Annotated in this window: 10 protein-coding genes; 9 read left to right on the top strand and 1 reads right to left on the bottom strand. The window is 68.2% G+C overall.

Translation table 11 applies throughout. The features are described from left to right. Positions 1–93 precede the first annotated feature (93 nt). The 5 genes from SD455_RS13590 to SD455_RS13570 all read left to right on the top strand — a co-directional run bounded on the left by SD455_RS13590 (position 94) and on the right by SD455_RS13570 (position 10,825). Positions 94–3,402, top strand: coding sequence for an acylphosphatase (locus SD455_RS13590; protein WP_445508437.1), 3,309 nt, complete (start codon positions 94–96; stop codon positions 3,400–3,402). Continuing rightward, positions 3,399–4,688: a hypothetical protein gene (locus SD455_RS13585; protein ID WP_445508436.1), complete on the top strand. Its 1,290-nt coding sequence runs from the start codon at positions 3,399–3,401 to the stop codon at positions 4,686–4,688. The genes SD455_RS13590 and SD455_RS13585 overlap by 4 nt, the downstream gene beginning before the upstream one ends. Before the next feature lie 369 nt (positions 4,689–5,057). Next, entirely contained in the window at positions 5,058–8,192 is a 3,135-nt protein-coding gene (locus tag SD455_RS13580) for an ATP-binding protein (protein ID WP_445508435.1), read from the top strand. A gap of 206 nt (positions 8,193–8,398) precedes the next feature. Beyond that, on the top strand, positions 8,399–9,655 hold the full coding sequence (locus SD455_RS13575) for a nucleotide sugar dehydrogenase (protein WP_445508456.1): 1,257 nt from the start codon (positions 8,399–8,401) through the stop codon (positions 9,653–9,655). Between the two features lie 42 nt (positions 9,656–9,697). Continuing rightward, a complete protein-coding gene (locus tag SD455_RS13570) occupies positions 9,698–10,825 on the top strand; it encodes a hypothetical protein (protein WP_445508434.1) in 1,128 nt (375 codons plus the stop codon). A 117-nt stretch (positions 10,826–10,942) separates the two neighbouring features. On the opposite strand, the gene SD455_RS13565 is transcribed toward SD455_RS13570, so the two are convergent. Then, positions 10,943–11,587 (bottom strand): VOC family protein, encoded by a 645-nt coding sequence (locus tag SD455_RS13565; protein WP_070158748.1) that lies wholly within the window; start codon positions 11,585–11,587, stop codon positions 10,943–10,945. A gap of 148 nt (positions 11,588–11,735) precedes the next feature. On the opposite strand from SD455_RS13565, the gene SD455_RS13560 reads away from it, so the two are divergent. The 4 genes from SD455_RS13560 (at position 11,736) to SD455_RS13545 (ending at position 16,904) form a co-directional block, all read left to right on the top strand. Further along, positions 11,736–12,626: an SURF1 family protein gene (locus SD455_RS13560; RefSeq protein WP_445508433.1), complete on the top strand. Its 891-nt coding sequence runs from the start codon at positions 11,736–11,738 to the stop codon at positions 12,624–12,626. Then, entirely contained in the window at positions 12,626–13,129 is a 504-nt protein-coding gene (locus SD455_RS13555) for a DUF3817 domain-containing protein (protein WP_311026121.1), read from the top strand. The genes SD455_RS13560 and SD455_RS13555 overlap by 1 nt, the downstream gene beginning before the upstream one ends. A 381-nt stretch (positions 13,130–13,510) precedes the next feature. Further along, on the top strand, positions 13,511–15,232 hold the full coding sequence (locus SD455_RS13550) for an ABC transporter substrate-binding protein (RefSeq protein ID WP_445508432.1): 1,722 nt from the start codon (positions 13,511–13,513) through the stop codon (positions 15,230–15,232). Beyond that, on the top strand, positions 15,225–16,904 hold the full coding sequence (locus SD455_RS13545; protein WP_445508431.1) for an ABC transporter substrate-binding protein: 1,680 nt from the start codon (positions 15,225–15,227) through the stop codon (positions 16,902–16,904). The genes SD455_RS13550 and SD455_RS13545 overlap by 8 nt, the downstream gene beginning before the upstream one ends. Positions 16,905–17,080 lie beyond the last annotated feature (176 nt).

Genomic DNA, 17,080 nt, shown 5'->3' with positions numbered 1-17,080 from the left:
TCTGCCGGTGGTAGCATCGCTGCGGTCTGATCACTGCCCGCGACGGCCGATCCGACGCGCCGCCGACCCCGGCGGAACAGCACCAGGAGACCGATGGACGAGAGCGCCGCTGAGACGATGACCCACTCTGACGCCGACACGGCGGGACACCCCGCCCCCGACGACGGCACCGCCTGCATCACATTGGCCCGGGCGATGAGCTACCGCGTCCCGCGTCGTCGGTCCTCAGGACGTCCGACCAATATCATCATCGCCCTGGGCGCCGTCACCGCCGACGGCACGGAGGTCCGCGGGCACGGGGAAGGGCAGCCGCGCGGCGGTCGGACCGGCGACGATGCCGGCGACGCCTGGACCTTCGCCCGCGCGGCGGTCGAGTCCCTGCAGGGGACTCATCTGCCGGTGACCACCACCGCTGACTCGGTGGGCTTCGTCCGCCAGACGATGGCCCGGCTGCGAGTGCTGGCCGTCGATCACGGCCGTGCGGGGCACCCGCGGCCCTTCCGCGGCACCCTGCTCGGCCTCGAGGTGGCCCTGCTGGACCTGGCCGCCCGTATCCATGACATGCCCCTGGCGGACCTGCTGGGCCGCCGTCGTGACGCGGCCCCGCTGGCTCCCAGCACCGTCTCGCCGCGGGCCGACCTGCAGCGTGTGGTCGACCGGCTCGACGTGCAGCGCGAGCGGTACGACCACACCCGGGTGACGGTGCCTGCCGACGTCGACGCCGCCCTGTCCTTCCTGGACGTGGTCTCGGCCGCCAACAGACAGCACACGGGACAGGACCTCGAACGGCCCCTGTGGATCACCGTGGCGGGTACGCTGAGCCGCGAGGGCGCCCATCGGTTGGTGGGTCGCATCGCTCGGGAGATGGCCCAGGGACGTCTGCCCGGCCAGGTGGTGCTCGGCCAGCCGGTGCCCGGTGATCAGGGCGATGAGCTGGCGTCTCTGCAGCGGCGGGCGGACCGGATCACCCGCCGCGCCCGCGGGGGGCAGGTGGACCTGCGCATCATGGGGGACTCCTCCGTGTGGGACGCCGGCGACGTCGTCGACGCCGGCCGCCGGGGCGGGCTCCGTGCGGTCACCATCCGTCCCGCCCAGGCCGGAGGTCTGCTGGAGAGCATGGATCTGGCCGACGCGGCCCTGCGCGTCCACCCGGAGGCGACCATCGCACTGACCCGCATGGTCGGCGCGAGCCGACTGACCACCTCCGCGCTGCGCCACCTGGCGCTGGCGCTGCCGCGCGTCGACGCGGCGCGCCTGGCCGCCGTAGTGGAGAGACAGGTGGAGATCACCACGCGCGTGCTCGATCCTGAGGAGGCCGCCCGTCTCGCCGCCGAGGAGGCCGCGGCAGACGCCGCGGACACTCCCGCAGCCGAGGCTGCGGCGGAGGACGCCCTGGGACGGCCTGGTCGGCCGGACGGTCCGGTCGAGCAGGAGGCGGACTTCGGCTGGGAGGGCGCCGAGGAGCCCACCGATGACGACGCCCTGGCGGAGGGCGCCGACGGCGACGGGCTCGAGGCCGGCCTCGACCTCATGAGGGCCGTTGAGGACGCTGAGGACGTTGAGGACGCTGAGCCAGACGATGGCGACGCTGACGATGCTCAGGGCGATTCCGCCAGTGACGATGCCGACGGCGATGCTGACGACGAAACCGATGCGGATGACCCCGACGCTGTCTTCCAGGCGGCCCGCCGAGCGGCCCGTGTCGGCGACGACGAGGACGAGGCCGAGGAGGAGGGCGTCCTCGACGCCGACGATGAGGATGACGAGGCCGAGCACGAGGCCGAGTACGACTCCGACGAGGTCCTGCACCAGGTGGTGGTCTCCGAGGTGCCCGGACTGGGCATCGACCTCTGCTACGAGAACCTGGTGGGCGCCGTCGTCCAGTACGCCACCTACCCCACGCCGCCCGCCCCCACTCTGGAGGGGCGTCCCGCCCGCACCTACGACGACGTGGACTACATCCGGCCCATGGGCTCCTACGCCGTACACGGGCACATCGTGGAGCGCGAGGCCCTGGCCTACGGACTCAACACCCGGCGGTTCAACAAGTCCACCTTCCAGGCCGACGACGGCGTCCGCCCGCCGCTGTCCTTCCGCACCGCTCGGTGGCCCCTGTCCAGCGTCGTGGCGGCCTCCATCGTCCGGCACAAGGAGTCCACGCGGATCCTGCTGGACCGCAGCGGATGTCCGGTGCCGCGTGGGCGCACCTTCAGCAACGGGGACGCCGGGAGTGCTCTGCAGTTCGCCGAGCGGATCGGCTACCCCGTGGTGCTCAAGCCTGCGGCCGGCTCCATGGGTGTGGGTGTGACCGCGAACATCGAAGGACCCGAGGAGCTGCGCTCCGCGCTGGAGCGGATGCGGCAGTCGGTGATGGGCTCCGGTGACTTCATCGTGGAGAAGCATGTCCACGGACGCGACTACCGGATCATGGTGCTCGGGGAGGAGGTCGTGGCCGCCGTCGAACGGGTCCCCGCCTCCGTGGTGGGGGACGGCACCTCCACGTTGATCGAGCTGATCCTGGCCAAGAACGCCGCCCGGAAGCAGAATTCGCACCTGGCCACCCTGAAGCTGAAGTGGAACGCGACCACCCGCCACGAGATCGCCAAGGCCGGCTATGACGCCTCCAGCGTGATCCCGGCCGGCGAACGGGTCTTCCTGAACAGCGCCAACAACCTCACCCAGGGCGGGGACTCCATCGAGATCCTCGACGACCTGCACCCCAGCATCATCGAGGCGTCCATCAAGGCTGTGAAGGCCGTGCCGGGACTGGCCTATTGCGGTGTGGACTTCCTGCTGGAGGACCACACGCGTCCCCTGCACGAGCAGGAGGGTGCGATCTGTGAGCTCAACGCGGTGGCGGCCCTGCCGGTGGCGGAGTACCCGATGTTCGGCACGCCGCGGCGCGTGTCGAGCCAGTTCCTGAGCCGCGCCGCCGGCGAGTTCGGACTGGAGACCCTCCCGGAGCGCGCCGAACGGCTCAGTGTGCGCATCCGCGCCCGTGGACGCGTGGTCGGCGTCGGCTACCGCGGCTGGTTCGCCCGCCGCGCCACTGAGTATGGCTGCACCGGGTGGATCCGCCATCATTCCGACCGTTCGGTCGAGGCGGTCGTGTCCGGGCCGACGGACGCCGTCGCGGCCCTGGCCACCGCCGCGGTGCTGGGCCCGCGGCGCGCCCGGCCGACCTCCGTGACCACCGTCCACGTGCCGGACCCCGGCGTGGAGGGGTTCGAGGTGCGGCAGCGCCACGGCCGGGGACGGTCGGCGCCCCGCAGCCTGCGCACTCGGGCGCTGCGTGCGCTGCGCCATCCGCGGCGTGCGGCTCGCGTGCTGCGCGATCCCGCCCGCATCGCCTCCGCCGTGAAGCGACGCAGCGTCCGCCTGATCCGGAAGGGGAGCCGATGACCACCTCACCTCATGACCCGGCGGCCGCCGATCGGCCCGTCATGCCGTCGGCCGCCGACTGCCCGGCCGAGCTGATCGACGGGTGGCTCGTCCACACCGCCGCCCTGCAGGCCGGACGCGGGACGCTGCTCTTCCCGGGCCAGGCCCTGCTGCTCACCCACGAGGGCGGGGCACTGGACGGGGGCTCCTTCGCCCACGGCGTGCCGCAGCAGACGCAGCTCTCCACCGCGACCCTCGTCCAGGATCGGCGGGTTCGGCGGGCGATGTTGGAGCAGCACCGGATCCGTGTCCCCGAGGGTGCGACCTTCACGATCGGCCGCGGCACGCGAGCCGCTCTGGACTTCGCCGAGCGACGCGGCTTCCCCGTGGTGCTCAAGCCGATGGTCGGAGACAACACCGTCGAGACCCGGACCGGCATCGCCGGCACCGAGGAGCTGCTGGAGGGCATCCGCGACCTGCGAGTGGCTCCGCAGCTGCGCCCGGACTACACCACGGCCTCCTACGCCTTCACCGCGATCCACACCCCGCGGGAGGAGGACCAGAGCCGCACCCGGAAGAATTACCGGTACCTGGTCGAAGAGCACGTGCGGGGAGAGTTCCTGCGCTTCCTGCTCATCGGCGGGGCGGTGGTCTCCGCCTTCAGCTCACCCGATGGGGCGTGGGGCCTCGACGGCGGCCGGGAGCTGCTCGAGGAGGTCCATCCCAGTCTGGTGGCGCATGCGCGGGAGGTCGCGGAGGTCTTCCCGGGCCTGGCCGTCATCGCTGTGGACGTGGTGCTCAGCCGGGGTGCCGAGGTGGCGCGAGAGGATCAGGACGTCACCGTCGTGGACGTCTCCGAGCGGCCGTGGCTGGCCATGCAGGCCTCCCGGGACCCCGAGGAGGCGCTGCTGCTGGCTCGCCGCCTCGTGGAGAGCACCGTGGCCCGGACGGAGGACGGGACGCTGCCGCAGCCCCAGGCCGAGGTTGCTCTCGACGTGCGGTGGGAGGGCGTCTCCGTCATGGACGCCTTCCTTGAGCACCTCCGTGCCGCGGCCTCGCGGGCCGGGCTGCGCGGACGGGCGGAGGCCGAGGACGTCGTCGGCGGCATCGCCCGCGGCCACCTGGAGGGCTCCGCCGCCGCCGTCGCGCTGTTCAACGAGCTGGCTGTGGCCGGCCACCTCGCCGGTGAGCACCTGATGGCCGTCGACTCTCGGCGCGCGGAGCCCACCGGAGCGGAGAGCTTCACCCTAGGCGTGCCGGCAGCGGGCGACGCATCACCCGCTGCCGAGGGCGGGCCATCGACGTGAGCTGCCCGCGCGGGCAGTACAGCGCCTGAGCACGCGTGATATCCCCCATTGAGTCGTATGGCACCGCCCAGATGACTGTTGCTGAGCCTCGCTCTGGGGAGCATTCCTCGTACCACCGGCACACTGTAGATGCTGAAACGTGACAGTCGTGCCCCTCCTTGAGAAAGAGAGAAAATGATGGACCTTCGAGGTGTCGACCCCGATGAGCTGATGTGGGAGCCCCGGCTGAACAGAGTCGCGGCCCAGTTAGTGACGAAAGCCGGAGCTCGGGACGGAGGATCCATCACATGGCTCAGCACTCGGCAAGGAGTGCTGGCTGCTCGAGGGCGACGCTACGTCATCGACGGGGCGATCAATCATGAATCCGCAGTGGCTGCGGCCATCGTCGACGACAAGGATCTGTCACGGCGCTTCCTCGAGGCTGCCGGCGTACGGACTCCCCGGGGGATCGCGGCCCGTGACGCTGAGGAGGCCGTGGCTTGGGCGGAGACCCTGCACGGTCCTGTGGTGGTGAAACCCCAGATCGGCTCCAGGGGGCGCGGGGTGACTGTCGGACTCACGGACGCCGAGAGCATCAGGGCCGCATACAAGCGAGCAGCCAAGCGTGGCCGGGGCGTCGTGGTGGAGGAGCAGATTCCCTTCGCAGAGGAGTACCGGTGTGTGGTCACTCCACACCAATGCTTCGGAGTGATTCGTCGAGTGCTTCCCCGCGTCGTGGGTGACGGGGTGAGCACGGTGGAGGAGCTCATTGACGCGAAGAACATCGTGCGGCGCCAGAACCCTATGTTGGAGCGGCTGCCCATTCCCAAGGATCACGTCGTGGAAACCGTGTTGGCGGCTCAGGGCTTGAGCCTTGCTTCTGTGCCTGCCCCGGAAGACGAGGTCTTGGTGCGCAACGTGGGAGGGCTTTCCGGCGGGGGCGAGCCTCATGAGGTCTCGGACACTGTCGCCTCCGAGGTCCCGGCGCTGGCTGTGGCGGCAGCCGGAGCGCTTCCAGGCTTCCACTGGGGCGGTATCGACGTGGTCACCGATGAACGGACTGGCGAGCCTTGCGTCCTGGAGGCGAACATCAACGCGGGCTACGGCGGAGCCACTCACCCGGTCGAGGGCAGCCCGCGGGACGTGGCCGGAGCCGTGTGGACGATGCGGCGTGAGCATGGTTCCGCAGATGCGGAGCCGATCGGACCTGTCCCACTCGTGTCCGCCGCTCCCAGAACGGTGAGGGAGCACGTGGGCGAGGCCTGGCCTTCTGGCGTGCAGTCGGCACTGCTGGGCCAGGTCATGCAGAGTCTCCTGACCGAAGACGGCTGGCACGTTCTGTCACTGGGTGGGGTGTTCCATGCGCGCAGGCAGTCAGGAGAAGAGTTCTGGTTCCTGCGGAGCGGGGCCACGACGAGTGACATGCTGTCACCTCGGCGGTTCATGCGCCGTCATGAGATGTTCAGGCGACTGCTGGCTGAGGCGCAAGTGCTCCGCCCGAAGGGCGCACTGGTCTCTGAGCCTGCCGACTGTCGGCGCGCGTTCGGGGGGACGAAGCCGCGACTGACTCTGATCCCGGAGAAGGCGTCTTGGGGGGCGTCAAGCCAGCGCACAGTGTCCTACGACATGGCCATGGAACTGGTCAGCGCTGAGGGAGGAGAGTGGTACGCGCAGGTGCGCCGAGCCGGTGTCCGACTCCGCATCTACGCAGGACGTGACAGAGGCTGGTGCGTCACGAGGGCACGTTCCGATGACACTGCGCTGCCGGAGCATGTACTGGAGGCGTCCGTCACTGCGGCTGTCCTCGCGGTGCGCGCGATACCTGAACTGCGTTGGGCGGCAGTGGACCTGGTCGTGCCCAAGAGTCAGGACGGCGAATGGGCGCGACCTCTGGTCGAGGGGATGGCCTCCCGGCCCTCGCTGGCCGGGGACCACCACGTGATCGCAGGGAGCTTGCGTGAGTTCGTCCGATGGATGGCTTCTTCCGCGGCGGAGAATGAACTCGCCTCGACTGATGCCACGGTGACGAGTGGCCCCGCAGAGGAGTCTGAGAAGGGCGGATCAGCCGAAATCATCTCCACCGGTCGGGGGGAGGAGCCCGGGCCGGTGTGGCCCAGCGGATTCGAATCCCACCTCGTGAGGCAGATCTACGGCGCGCAGCGCCTCTCCAGCGGGACCATCGCGACCGAGGCGTGGCGCCGAGGCCTGAGCGTGCAGTTCACGGGTGCGACAGGTGTCACCTTCACCGTCAGTGATGGTGACCGCAACGTGGCGTTCAACGGGTCGAGATCCTCGTTCACCACGAAGGAAGCCCATGAGATCGTCGAGGACAAGGACCGTGCCTTGGCCCTGCTTCGGGGTGCGGGTGTGCCTGTCCCGATGTCGCAGGTGGTGCCGGACGGGGCTGCGGCCGATGAGGTGGTCGACCTGGCTGACAGGGACCACCAGTGGCCGGTCGTGGTGAAGCCTGCTCGGGGGAGCATGGGCCGAGGAGTCTTCGTCAACATCACGACTGCCGAAGGTCTTCGTGAGTACTACGAACACCTCCGTCGGCAGCCGAAGACCGGTCGGATTCTCCTGGAGGACCATGTGGCCGGGGACGACTATCGGATCTACGTCGTCGGAGACTCTGCAGTCGGTGCCTGCTTGCGGGTGCCGGCTCATGTCATCGGCGACGGCGCCAAGGATGTGAAGACACTCATCCGGGAGAAGAACTCCGACCGGCGACGCAACCCATTCCTCTCCAAGGGCCTCATCCGGCCGGACATCGAAACGGAACGGCTCCTCGATCGACAGAACCTCACCATGTCGGACGTTCCGGAGGTTGGCCAGCACGTGCAGCTGCGGGATAAGGCGAACGCGAGCGCAGGGGGCGACTCCGAAGACGTCACCGATGATCTGCCCCAGGAGGTGCTGCGGTCGGCAGTCGCCGCCGTACAGGCGATCCCGGGACTTGCTGCGGCCGGCGTGGACGTCCTCTACGACAGGGCCACCGGCGAGTACGTGGTCATCGAGCTCAATGCTCGAGCGCACATCGGGTTGAACATGTATCCCACGCGAGGACAGGGTCGGCCCGTGCCTACAGCGATCATCGACCACTTCTTCCCGGAATCCACGCGCGGGTCGGAGAGCACTGAGAGCTTGGCACTGAACATCGATGATCTGCTCGTCCCGCTCAGCAGGGGAAGCGCCTCGGCCGTCACTGTAGCTCCGCTGCCGGACCATCTGTACCCTGTGCGGCGCTACCACTCCTTCGAACCCGGGCTGACGCTGACCGATCGGCAGGTGAGACTCTTGGCGCGAGCTGCTCGTCAGGCCGGCGTCTCGGGAGGCGTCCGATATGAGACCGATGCTCCTCGCTTGGTCGTTGCAGGAACGAGCGAGAGCGTGAGGGACTTTACGGAGCGAGCCGAACGGCTCCTGAATCGTGCCCTTGTCCACTCGAGGCGGTGGCCGGGAGTGGTCTTCGAAGGGTTCTTCATCGCACCGAGACTTCCGCTGCTTCTGCCCGGAGAGCACGAGTGACCAACAAGTTGAGTCGAACTCCCCGGTACGGTCGACGTGACGGCACCGGGGAAGGGCCCGGGCCACGCCGCCGTCGGGCGATAGAGTGACAGTGGCATCCGACTGGTTGCTCCAGAGACCGAAGGACTGACGTGACAGACGCATCGAACACTCCCTCCGGAGCCGCTCCCGCGGCGAAGAGCACCCCATCCCAGGACCGTCCTGCTGTGATCGTCGGCCAGGGGTATGTGGGGCTGCCGTTGGCGCAGGCGGCGGTGGCTGCCGGGATCCCTACGGTGGGGTTCGATGTCTCGGAGTCTCTGGTGGGGGATCTGAATGCGGGTGTCTCGCATGTGGATGATCTCTCGGATGCTGATGTGGCGGTGATGCTCTCGCAGGGGTTCCGGGCTTCTGCTGATCCGTCCGGGTTGGAGTCGGCGTCGGTGATCGTGATCTGTGTGCCGACTCCTCTGAGTGAGGAGGGTGGCCCGGATCTGCGGGCGGTGGAGGCCTCGGCGCGCACGATCGCTGAGCATCTCTCGGCGGGGACCACGGTGATCCTGGAATCGACGACGTATCCGGGCACCACTGATGGTGTGGTGCTGCCGATTCTGGAGTCCTCGGGTCTGGTCCATGGTCGGGACTTCCTGCTGGCCTATTCCCCGGAGCGGGTGGATCCGGGATCCACTCGTTTCGGGATCACGAACACGCCGAAGCTGGTGGGTGGGCTCAGTGCTGAGGCGACTCAGGCGGCGGTGGCGTTCTATTCGCGGTTCGTCGATGAGGTGGTGCCGATGTCGGGTACCAAGGAGGCGGAGACGGCGAAGTTGTTGGAGAACACGTATCGGCATGTGAACATCGCGTTGGTCAATGAGATGGCGCGGTTCTGTCATGATCTGGGGATTGATATCTGGGAGGTGATCCGGGGGGCGGCGACGAAGCCGTTCGGGTTCCAGAAGTTCACTCCGGGTCCCGGGGTCGGGGGTCACTGCATTCCGATCGATCCGAATTATCTGAGTTTTCAGGTGCGGAAGACTCTGGGGTATCAGTTCCGGTTCGTGGAGTTGGCTCAGGAGATCAATAATTCGATGCCGCAGTATGTGGTCTCGCGGGTGGGGGATGCGCTCAATGAGGTGGGTAAGCCGCTCAACGGTTCCACGGTCCTGCTGCTGGGGGTGACCTATAAGCCTGACATCGCTGATCAGCGGGAGTCTCCGGCGGTGCCTGTGGCCAAGGTGCTCACGGAGAAGAAGGCTGAGGTCCGGTTCCATGATCCGTATGTGGAGTCTTGGCATGTCGATGGTGGGGTGCTGCAGCGGGTTCCTGATCTCGAGGAAGCGCTTGTGGGAGCGGATGTCGTGGTGATTCTGCAGCCGCATGGTGTCTATGATCTGGAGGCGATCGGGCAGGTTGTCAGGCGGGCTGGGGGGTTGGTCTTCGATACTCGGGGGGCGACGTCCTGTGATGACATCGAACGACTCTGAGGCGGACTCGGTGACTGACCGGCCGAGACGAAGGGACACACCATGACGCATCCGCGCCGCCGCGTGCTGCTGCTCAGCGACGACGACGTCGTCACCGGCACCCTGCGCCGGCTCGCCCGCATCGGGGAGCACCTGACGGCGGAGGCCGACGTCGTCATGGCCACCCTCGCCGGCCAGGCGGCCGCCGGGCCGCAGGCGCCGAGCTTCCCGCTGCAGCGGATCGGCTCCCACCACAGCCTCAACGCTGATCGCGAGGTCTGGGAGCGCGACTATCTGCTGCCTCGCCTGGACCGGCTGATGAGCGGATTCGCCCCGGATGTGCTGGTGGTCGACGGTGACTTCCCCGCCCGGGTGCTGGACCGTCTCGACCGCGCCCACCCGGCGGTCCAGCTGCATGTGACCTCGGCGGCGGAGACTGCTCCCGTGGGCAGGCCGCGGGCCCGCAGCGCAGGCGCGATGGTGCACCTCGGAGAGATCACCGAGGACGACGGTGAGTCGGCCGATGCCACGGCCCCGCTGCTCGACGCGGCCGTCCTGGGTGCCACCGGAGGAGCCCTCACCGAGGACGGCGGGGGTGGTGGCGCCAGGCGGCCCTGTGTGGTGCTGGACCTGCCCGGGCTGAGCCCCGACACCACCGCGGCTGTGGAGGACCTCGCCCTGGAGTTCTTCGCGGCTCGCCGTCCCGAGTGGAGGGTCGCCCTGCTGGACTCTGCCGTGGCCCGTCGGGCCGCCCCCGGCGTGGAGAGGATCTCCGGAGGGGCCACCGCGGAGCTGGTCTCCCGCACGGTCGGCGCCGTCGCCGTGCCGGGGCACCGGGCCGTGCACACCTGGAGCCCGACGCGGATCCCCACCCTGTGGCTCACCGAGGGGCCTGGTGGGGAGAAGCCGATCCGCGGGGCGGCAGAGCGGCCCCGCCGTCGTCTCCGGCCCGACCAGCAGGAGGCGCTGCGACGCCGCGCGACCCAGGCCGTTCAGGCCGGCTGGGGGCATCACACCGAGGTGGAGGGCCCACAGGACATCGACGCGCTGCGTGCCCGGCTCACCGGAGCCCTGGAAGTCCTGGACGACGGGGGCTGGGCGCCCGCCGGCCCGGCGCGGATGCCGGAGGACGGCGCAGAGCAGGCTGCCGAGGCGATCCTGAGGGCGGCCTCCGCCCAGGCCCCGGCCTGACGCGCCGCCGGGGAGACGGCACAGACGACAGTGGGCGGGGCTCCCAGACCGGGAGCCCCGCCCACTGTGCGATATGCGATGTGTGTGCTGTGTCAGACGGGTGCGGTGCAGGCCGCCTCAGATGGTGACGTCGCCCGCGGGGGTCCGGAAGGTGGCGGACATGATGCCCGGTGTGCCGGAAGGTGCCACCCAGTCGACCTCGACGTCCTCGAACGGGTCAGCCTTGGGGCAGGCGAGCCAGTCGGCCACGCGGTCCGGGGACCCGGCGATGGCCAGGCGGATGAGCTCAGCCTCGGGCGGGTAGGCCTGCGAGGGATGCAGGTCCTCGGTGCCCTCGTCCCAGCGGAGCAGGTAGGGCACCTGGGGGTCTGCGATGAGACCCTTGATGCCGATCTGCTGCCAGGTGAGCTCCTGGCCGTCCGGGAACTTCCGATTGCCGGGCACGGACTTGCGCCCCAGCCGGTCCTCGAAGGGGGAGAGGTCGTCGACGGTGACGCACCATCCCATCCAGCCGCCTCCCACCTGGGAGCGGTTCCGCACGGCCTGGCCGAACGGTGCCTTGTCGGCGGAGGGGTGGTCGAGGACCTCGACGATCTCCAGGTACTGGCGGTTCTTCAGAGGAATGATCGAGCTGCGTGTGCCGAAGCGCGGATGGATACCGCCCTTGACGCGTTCCACGCCCAGCTGACCGACAATCCTCTCGACCGTGGCATCCATGCCATCCGGGCCGACCGCATACGAGACGTGATCCAAGCGCATCATGGGTCCATACTGACACCAGCGTGGGCTTCGTCACCAATCGAGAGCGGCTCCGTGACGAGGAGGCGCTGCCTCCCCATTCTTCTACCAGGTGTAGAAACATTCTCGGACGCGGTGATCCGAGCCTTGCTGTCCCGCGTATCCTGGTGGGGTGCTCAAGACCGCGCTGCAGCCCAAATGGATCGCGATGCTCGCCCTGGCCCTGATCCTGGCCACGGTGTTCGTCGTGGCCAGTGCCTGGCAGTTCGGCCAGTCGCGGGCCGAGGAGACACCCTCCCGGGAGGTCACCGAGGAGCCCGCGCCGCTGACCGAGGTCTACGCGCCGCAGCGTGCGATGACCGCCCTGGATGCGGATCGGATCGTCACTCTCTCCGGCGAGTTCGTCGAGGACTCCCAGGTGCTGATCTCCGAGCGGCTGCAGGACGGTGAGCCCGGATGGTGGGCCGTCGCCGCCTTCGCAGTGGACGGCGCCCCCGACGGTGAGGTCATCCCCGTGGTCCGCGGGTGGACCGACGACGTCGACGCCGTGGACGCCCCGCCTGCGGGGCAGCAGCTCGAGCTGCGCGGGCGCCTGCTGCCGCCTGAAGCTCCCGTGGCCGGGGAGCGCGAGGCCGCCCACGTGTTCGCCAGCCTGTCCCCGGCGGAGCTGATCAACGTGTGGGATCTGCCTTCCTACTCCGGATTCGTGGTCGCCTTCGACGTCGTCGACGAGTCCGGCCATGAGATCGGGGCTGAGGCCGAAACCGTCCCTCTGGAGCCGGTCTGGGTCGGACCACAGCCGGAGGGATCCTCCGTGAACTGGCTGAACCTCTTCTACGCCGTGGAGTGGGTCGTCTTCGCCGGTTTCGCCTTCTTCCTGTGGTGGCGACTGGTCAAGGACGCCCATGAGAAGTCGCAGGAGGCCGCGGTGCTCGACACCGAGTGGGAGCAGCAGTGGAAGCAGGAGTACCTGGCCGCCGTCGCCGCCGGACAGAGCCCTCGGGAGGCGGAGGAGACCGCCACCGCGGAGGCGGCGCGCAAGCTCGATGAGAAGGACACGTGATGCCTGAGAACACCGGAGACGCCCCGCAGGTGACCGAGGTGCCTGCCGCGCCGAAGCGGCCCCAGAAGCGGCGCTTCCAAGGCACCATGCAGCAGATCAGCGGCTCGCTGACCTTCTACAAGGTCTTCGCCTTCACCACCGGCATCATGCTGCTGATCCTGGTGGCCAAGATGATCATGGACTACGGCTTCGGCTATGAGCTCTACGCCGGCGGCACCACCGCCGAGGGTACGGCCAACACGCTCGGCTTCCATCCGAAGGAGTCGGTCAGCGGAGGCACCGGCATCTCCTATTGGACGGCGGTGATCCACGGCTGGATCTACGTGGTCTACGTGATCGCCGGGTTCCGTCTGTGGTTCCTGATGAACTGGCGGTTCTCCCGTCTGGTGACCATCGTGCTGGGCGGAGTGGTGCCGTTCCTGAGCTTCATCGTGGAGCGTCGGATCGCGGCCGAGGTGCGCCGGGACATCGAGGCCAACCCGGAAGCCGTGCGGCGATACTGAACCGCCTGTGACTCGCTGACGATCGGACGCCGATCGGCCCGCCAGCCTCTCCTGGCGGCCCGTGCTCCGGCTGCCATGCGGCGCCCTCACCGACGTGGTGGGGGCGCCGTCGTCGTACCGCCGTGCTCTCTCGGACCGATGGCGGCTCCTTCCGTGCTGACAGACAGGAAATCCCTGGTCAGAAGCTGAATCAGGCATACGGGGGCGCTCCATCGACGTCCCGCTTCATCGATGGAATCTCTCGTTGTGATCTCTTGCACAACGGCGTCCCGGACATTATTGTGCCTCATGTCACAACAAATTCCCAAGACCGTGGCGCTGCTCTTTTCCCTGCATCTGTGTCACCGCACCTGATTCACCGCACCTGAGAGGAACCGCACCATGAGGCATACCGTGCGCACCCGTCCCTGGAGGACCCTTCCATGGAGGACCGCTGCCCTGAGCATCACGGGAGCACTGCTGCTCACCTCCTGCGGGGGAGCCGGATCAGCCGAGGAGGACGGCGTCGAGCTCGATGAGGACCAGGTGGGCGTGGGCGCCATGGAGGACTTCGGCGTCGACGACACCTTCGTGGCCACCGAGCCGGTCGAGTTCTCACTGCTGTATCGGAACAATCCGGACCACGGCCTCGACGAGGACTGGATGTTCTTCGATCAGCTCGAGGAGGAGCACAACGTCTCCCTGAGCCTGGTGGACGCCCCGCTGAGCGACTTCGAGGAGCAACGTTCCCTGCTCATCGGCGCCGGCGAGATGCCCGACTACGTCCCTGTGACCTACCCCGGACAGGAGGTGCCCTACCTCAGCGGCGGCGCGGTCCTGCCGATCAGCGACTACCTGGACTACATGCCCAACTTCACCGACAAGCTGGACCGCTGGGAGCTCTGGGACGAGTTCGACGCCCTGCGGCAGGAGGACGGCAAGGCCTACATGCTGCCGGGCCTGCGGGAGGACCCGTTCTACATCTTCAGCCTCGTAGTCCGGGGTGACATCTGGGACGAGCTCGGACTGGAGAACCCGGAGACCTGGGACGAACTGGCGGACCAGCTGCGGGAGGTCAAGGAGGCCTACCCCGACATCACGCCGATGTCCGACCGCTGGGAGTTGCAGAGCACCCTGAACATCGCGTCGGCCAACTTCGACACGATCGCCGGCTGGGGCTACGGGCAGGGCCTGTACTTCGACCACGACGCTGACGAGTTCATCTACGCCGGGGCCTCCGACGAGTACCGCGAGCTGCTGGAGTTCTTCGCGGGCCTCGTGGAGGAGGGCCTCATGGACGCCGAGACCATGACGCAGGACGACCAGATGGCGGAACAGAAGTTCTCCGCCGGAGAGTCCTTCGTGATCGGCGGCAACGACGAGTCCACGACCATCTACCACCGAGGGTTCGAGGAACTCGGCACCGAGGGGGCGGAGGCCCGCCTGATCCCCATCCCCGGCGGACGCGACGGCGACTTCGTGCACAGCGGAGCCCGGTTCGACTCAGGCCTGATGATCGCGAACTCGATGGCGGACCAGGACGACTTCATGGCGCTGCTGCAGTTCATCGACTGGCTCTACTACTCGGACAACGGCCTCGAGTTCGCCACCTGGGGCGTGGAGGGCGAGACCTACGAGCGGGACGCCGACGGTGAGATCGCACTGGACGAAGACATCGACATCAACAGCCTCCACCCGGACGCGGAGGAGCACCTGCTCCGGGACTACGGCTTCCACAACCAGCCGTTCATGCATGCCGCCGGCTCCCTGACCGAGTTCGTGCACTCCGGCCTGCGTCCTCACGTCATCGAGTGGCAGGAGAGCATGCAGCACAAGGAGGAGCGCCCGGTGACTCCGGCGCATCCCTTCACCGACCTGGAGCTGGAGCAGCTGGGCCTCTGGTCCACGAGTCTGACCGACCACGTCCAGACCGCCACCGCCCAGTTCATCCTCGGGCAGCGCAGCTTCGACGACTGGAACTCCTATGTCGCCGAGTTGGAGAACCTCAACATGCAGAGCCTGGTGGACATGGCCAACGAAGCCTATGAGCGGGCCCAGGAGCAGATCGACGAGCAGATCGACGACGAGTCCGACGAGCAGAGCGAGGGTGACGGCGATGCATGAGGTCCCAGGCAGGACCACGACGACCGCCGTGCTCGGACTGAGCGCCCTGCTGCTGGCCGGGTGCGGCTCGGGGTCGGCCACCGAGACGGCTGAGATCGACGAGGAGGCGCAGAGCGTCGGCGCGATGGAGGACTTCTCCGTCGGAGACTCCTTCGTCGCCGAGGAGCCGCTGAGCATCTCGCTGCTGTATCGCGACCATCCCAACTACCCGTTGCAGGACGACTGGCTGATCCTCGAACACCTCGAGGAGGAGCACGGGGTCACCCTCGACCCGGTGGTCGCCCCACTGAGCGACTTCGAGGATCGGCGCTCGGTGCTCATCGGCTCCGGCGAGATCCCCGACTATGTGCCGGTGATGTGGCCGGGAGACGAGATCCCCTACATCTCCGGAGGGGCGCTGCTCCCGGTCAGCGACTACCTGGACTACATGCCCCACTTCACCGACAAGCTGGAGCGGTGGGAGCTGCAGGAGGAGTTCGACCAACTGCGGCAGGAGGACGGCAAGGCCTACATCCTGCCCGGCCTGCGGGAGGACCCCTTCCACAACTGGTCCGTGGCCATCCGCGATGACATCTGGGCGGACATGGGCTTCGAGGACCCGGAGACCTGGGAGGAGTTCCAGGACCAGCTGGAGCAGATCTCCGAGGAGCACCCCGAGATGACCCCATGGTCCGACCGGTGGGAGATGAACGCCACCTTGAACCTCGCCGGGCCGTCCTTCGACACCGCCGGCGGCTGGGGGCTGGGCAACGGACTCTACTTCGATGCCGACGCCGACGAGTTCGTCTTCACCGGGGCCACCGACGAGTACCGGGCGATGATCGAGTACTTCGCCGGACTGGTGGCAGACGGCCTGATGGACTCCGAGTCGATGACGCAGGACGACGACTCCGCCGTGCAGAAGTTCGCCTCCGGGCAGTCCGCGGCCATCGCCTCCAACGAGGAGGAGCTGCAGACTCTGCGCACCGCCTTCGAGGAGATCGGGGAGGACGACGCCGAGGTCCGGATGATCCGCGTGCCCGCCGGACCGGCGGGCGACAACGTCGCCGGTGGGGGACGCTTCGACGTCGGGATGGTCCTGGGCGCCCATACGGCGCAGCGCGAGGACTTCATCGCGATGCTGCAGTTCCTCGACTGGCTCTACTACTCAGACGAGGGCCTGATCTTCGCCACCTGGGGTGTGGAGGGCGAGACCTACGAGATCGACGAGGACGGCGAGCGGGAGCTGGCCGAGAACGTGGACATCAAGGGCTTCAACCCGGGGGCCGAGGAGCACCTCTCCATCGACTACGGCTTCTACAACGGGGTGTTCACGCATAACTTCGGCTCCGACACCGAGATCTTCCTGTCCCTGATGAGCGACGAGATCGTGGAGCTGCAGGAGCAGATGGCCGACAAGGAGGAGCTGCCCCTGCAGCCGAGCATCCCCTTCAGCGAGTTGGAGCTGGAGCAGGCCGCGCTGTGGCAGAACTCGCTGACGGACCAGGTGGACCAGGCCACCGCGCAGTTCATCCTCGGTCAGCGGGACCTGGACGACTGGGACTCCTATGTGGCCGAGCTCGAGGCGCGGAACATGAACGACTACGTCGAACTCGCCAATGAGGCCTACCAGAGGGGTCAGGAGATGCTGGACGAGCTCGACGAGGTCGACGGGCCCGGGGAGGACGACTGATGACGACCATTCAGTCCACCCCCGGTGGCCCGCCGGGCCGTGGGACGGCCGCCGTCGCCGTCGTCGAGGACGCCGCCGCGGCGGCCGGCGGACGCCGTGGTCGGGGTGGGTATGCGGGGACCAATGACACCAATACGTGGCGGCATGCGTTGCGGAAGGATTGGCGGCTGTACAGC

This window comes from Nesterenkonia sp. K-15-9-6, from assembly GCF_052656005.1.
The sequence above is the reverse complement of the archived record's forward strand: the minus strand, read 5'-3'. Positions and strand labels throughout refer to the sequence as shown.

Coding starts and splice junctions, on each gene's coding strand:
- SD455_RS13550 (WP_445508432.1), top strand. CDS start 13,511: ATGAGGCATACCGTGCGCACCCGTCCCTGGAGGACCCTTCCATGGAGG.
- SD455_RS13570 (WP_445508434.1), top strand. CDS start 9,698: ATGACGCATCCGCGCCGCCGCGTGCTGCTGCTCAGCGACGACGACGTC.
- SD455_RS13555 (WP_311026121.1), top strand. CDS start 12,626: ATGCCTGAGAACACCGGAGACGCCCCGCAGGTGACCGAGGTGCCTGCC.
- SD455_RS13545 (WP_445508431.1), top strand. CDS start 15,225: ATGCATGAGGTCCCAGGCAGGACCACGACGACCGCCGTGCTCGGACTG.
- SD455_RS13585 (WP_445508436.1), top strand. CDS start 3,399: ATGACCACCTCACCTCATGACCCGGCGGCCGCCGATCGGCCCGTCATG.
- SD455_RS13590 (WP_445508437.1), top strand. CDS start 94: ATGGACGAGAGCGCCGCTGAGACGATGACCCACTCTGACGCCGACACG.
- SD455_RS13565 (WP_070158748.1), bottom strand. CDS start 11,587: ATGATGCGCTTGGATCACGTCTCGTATGCGGTCGGCCCGGATGGCATG.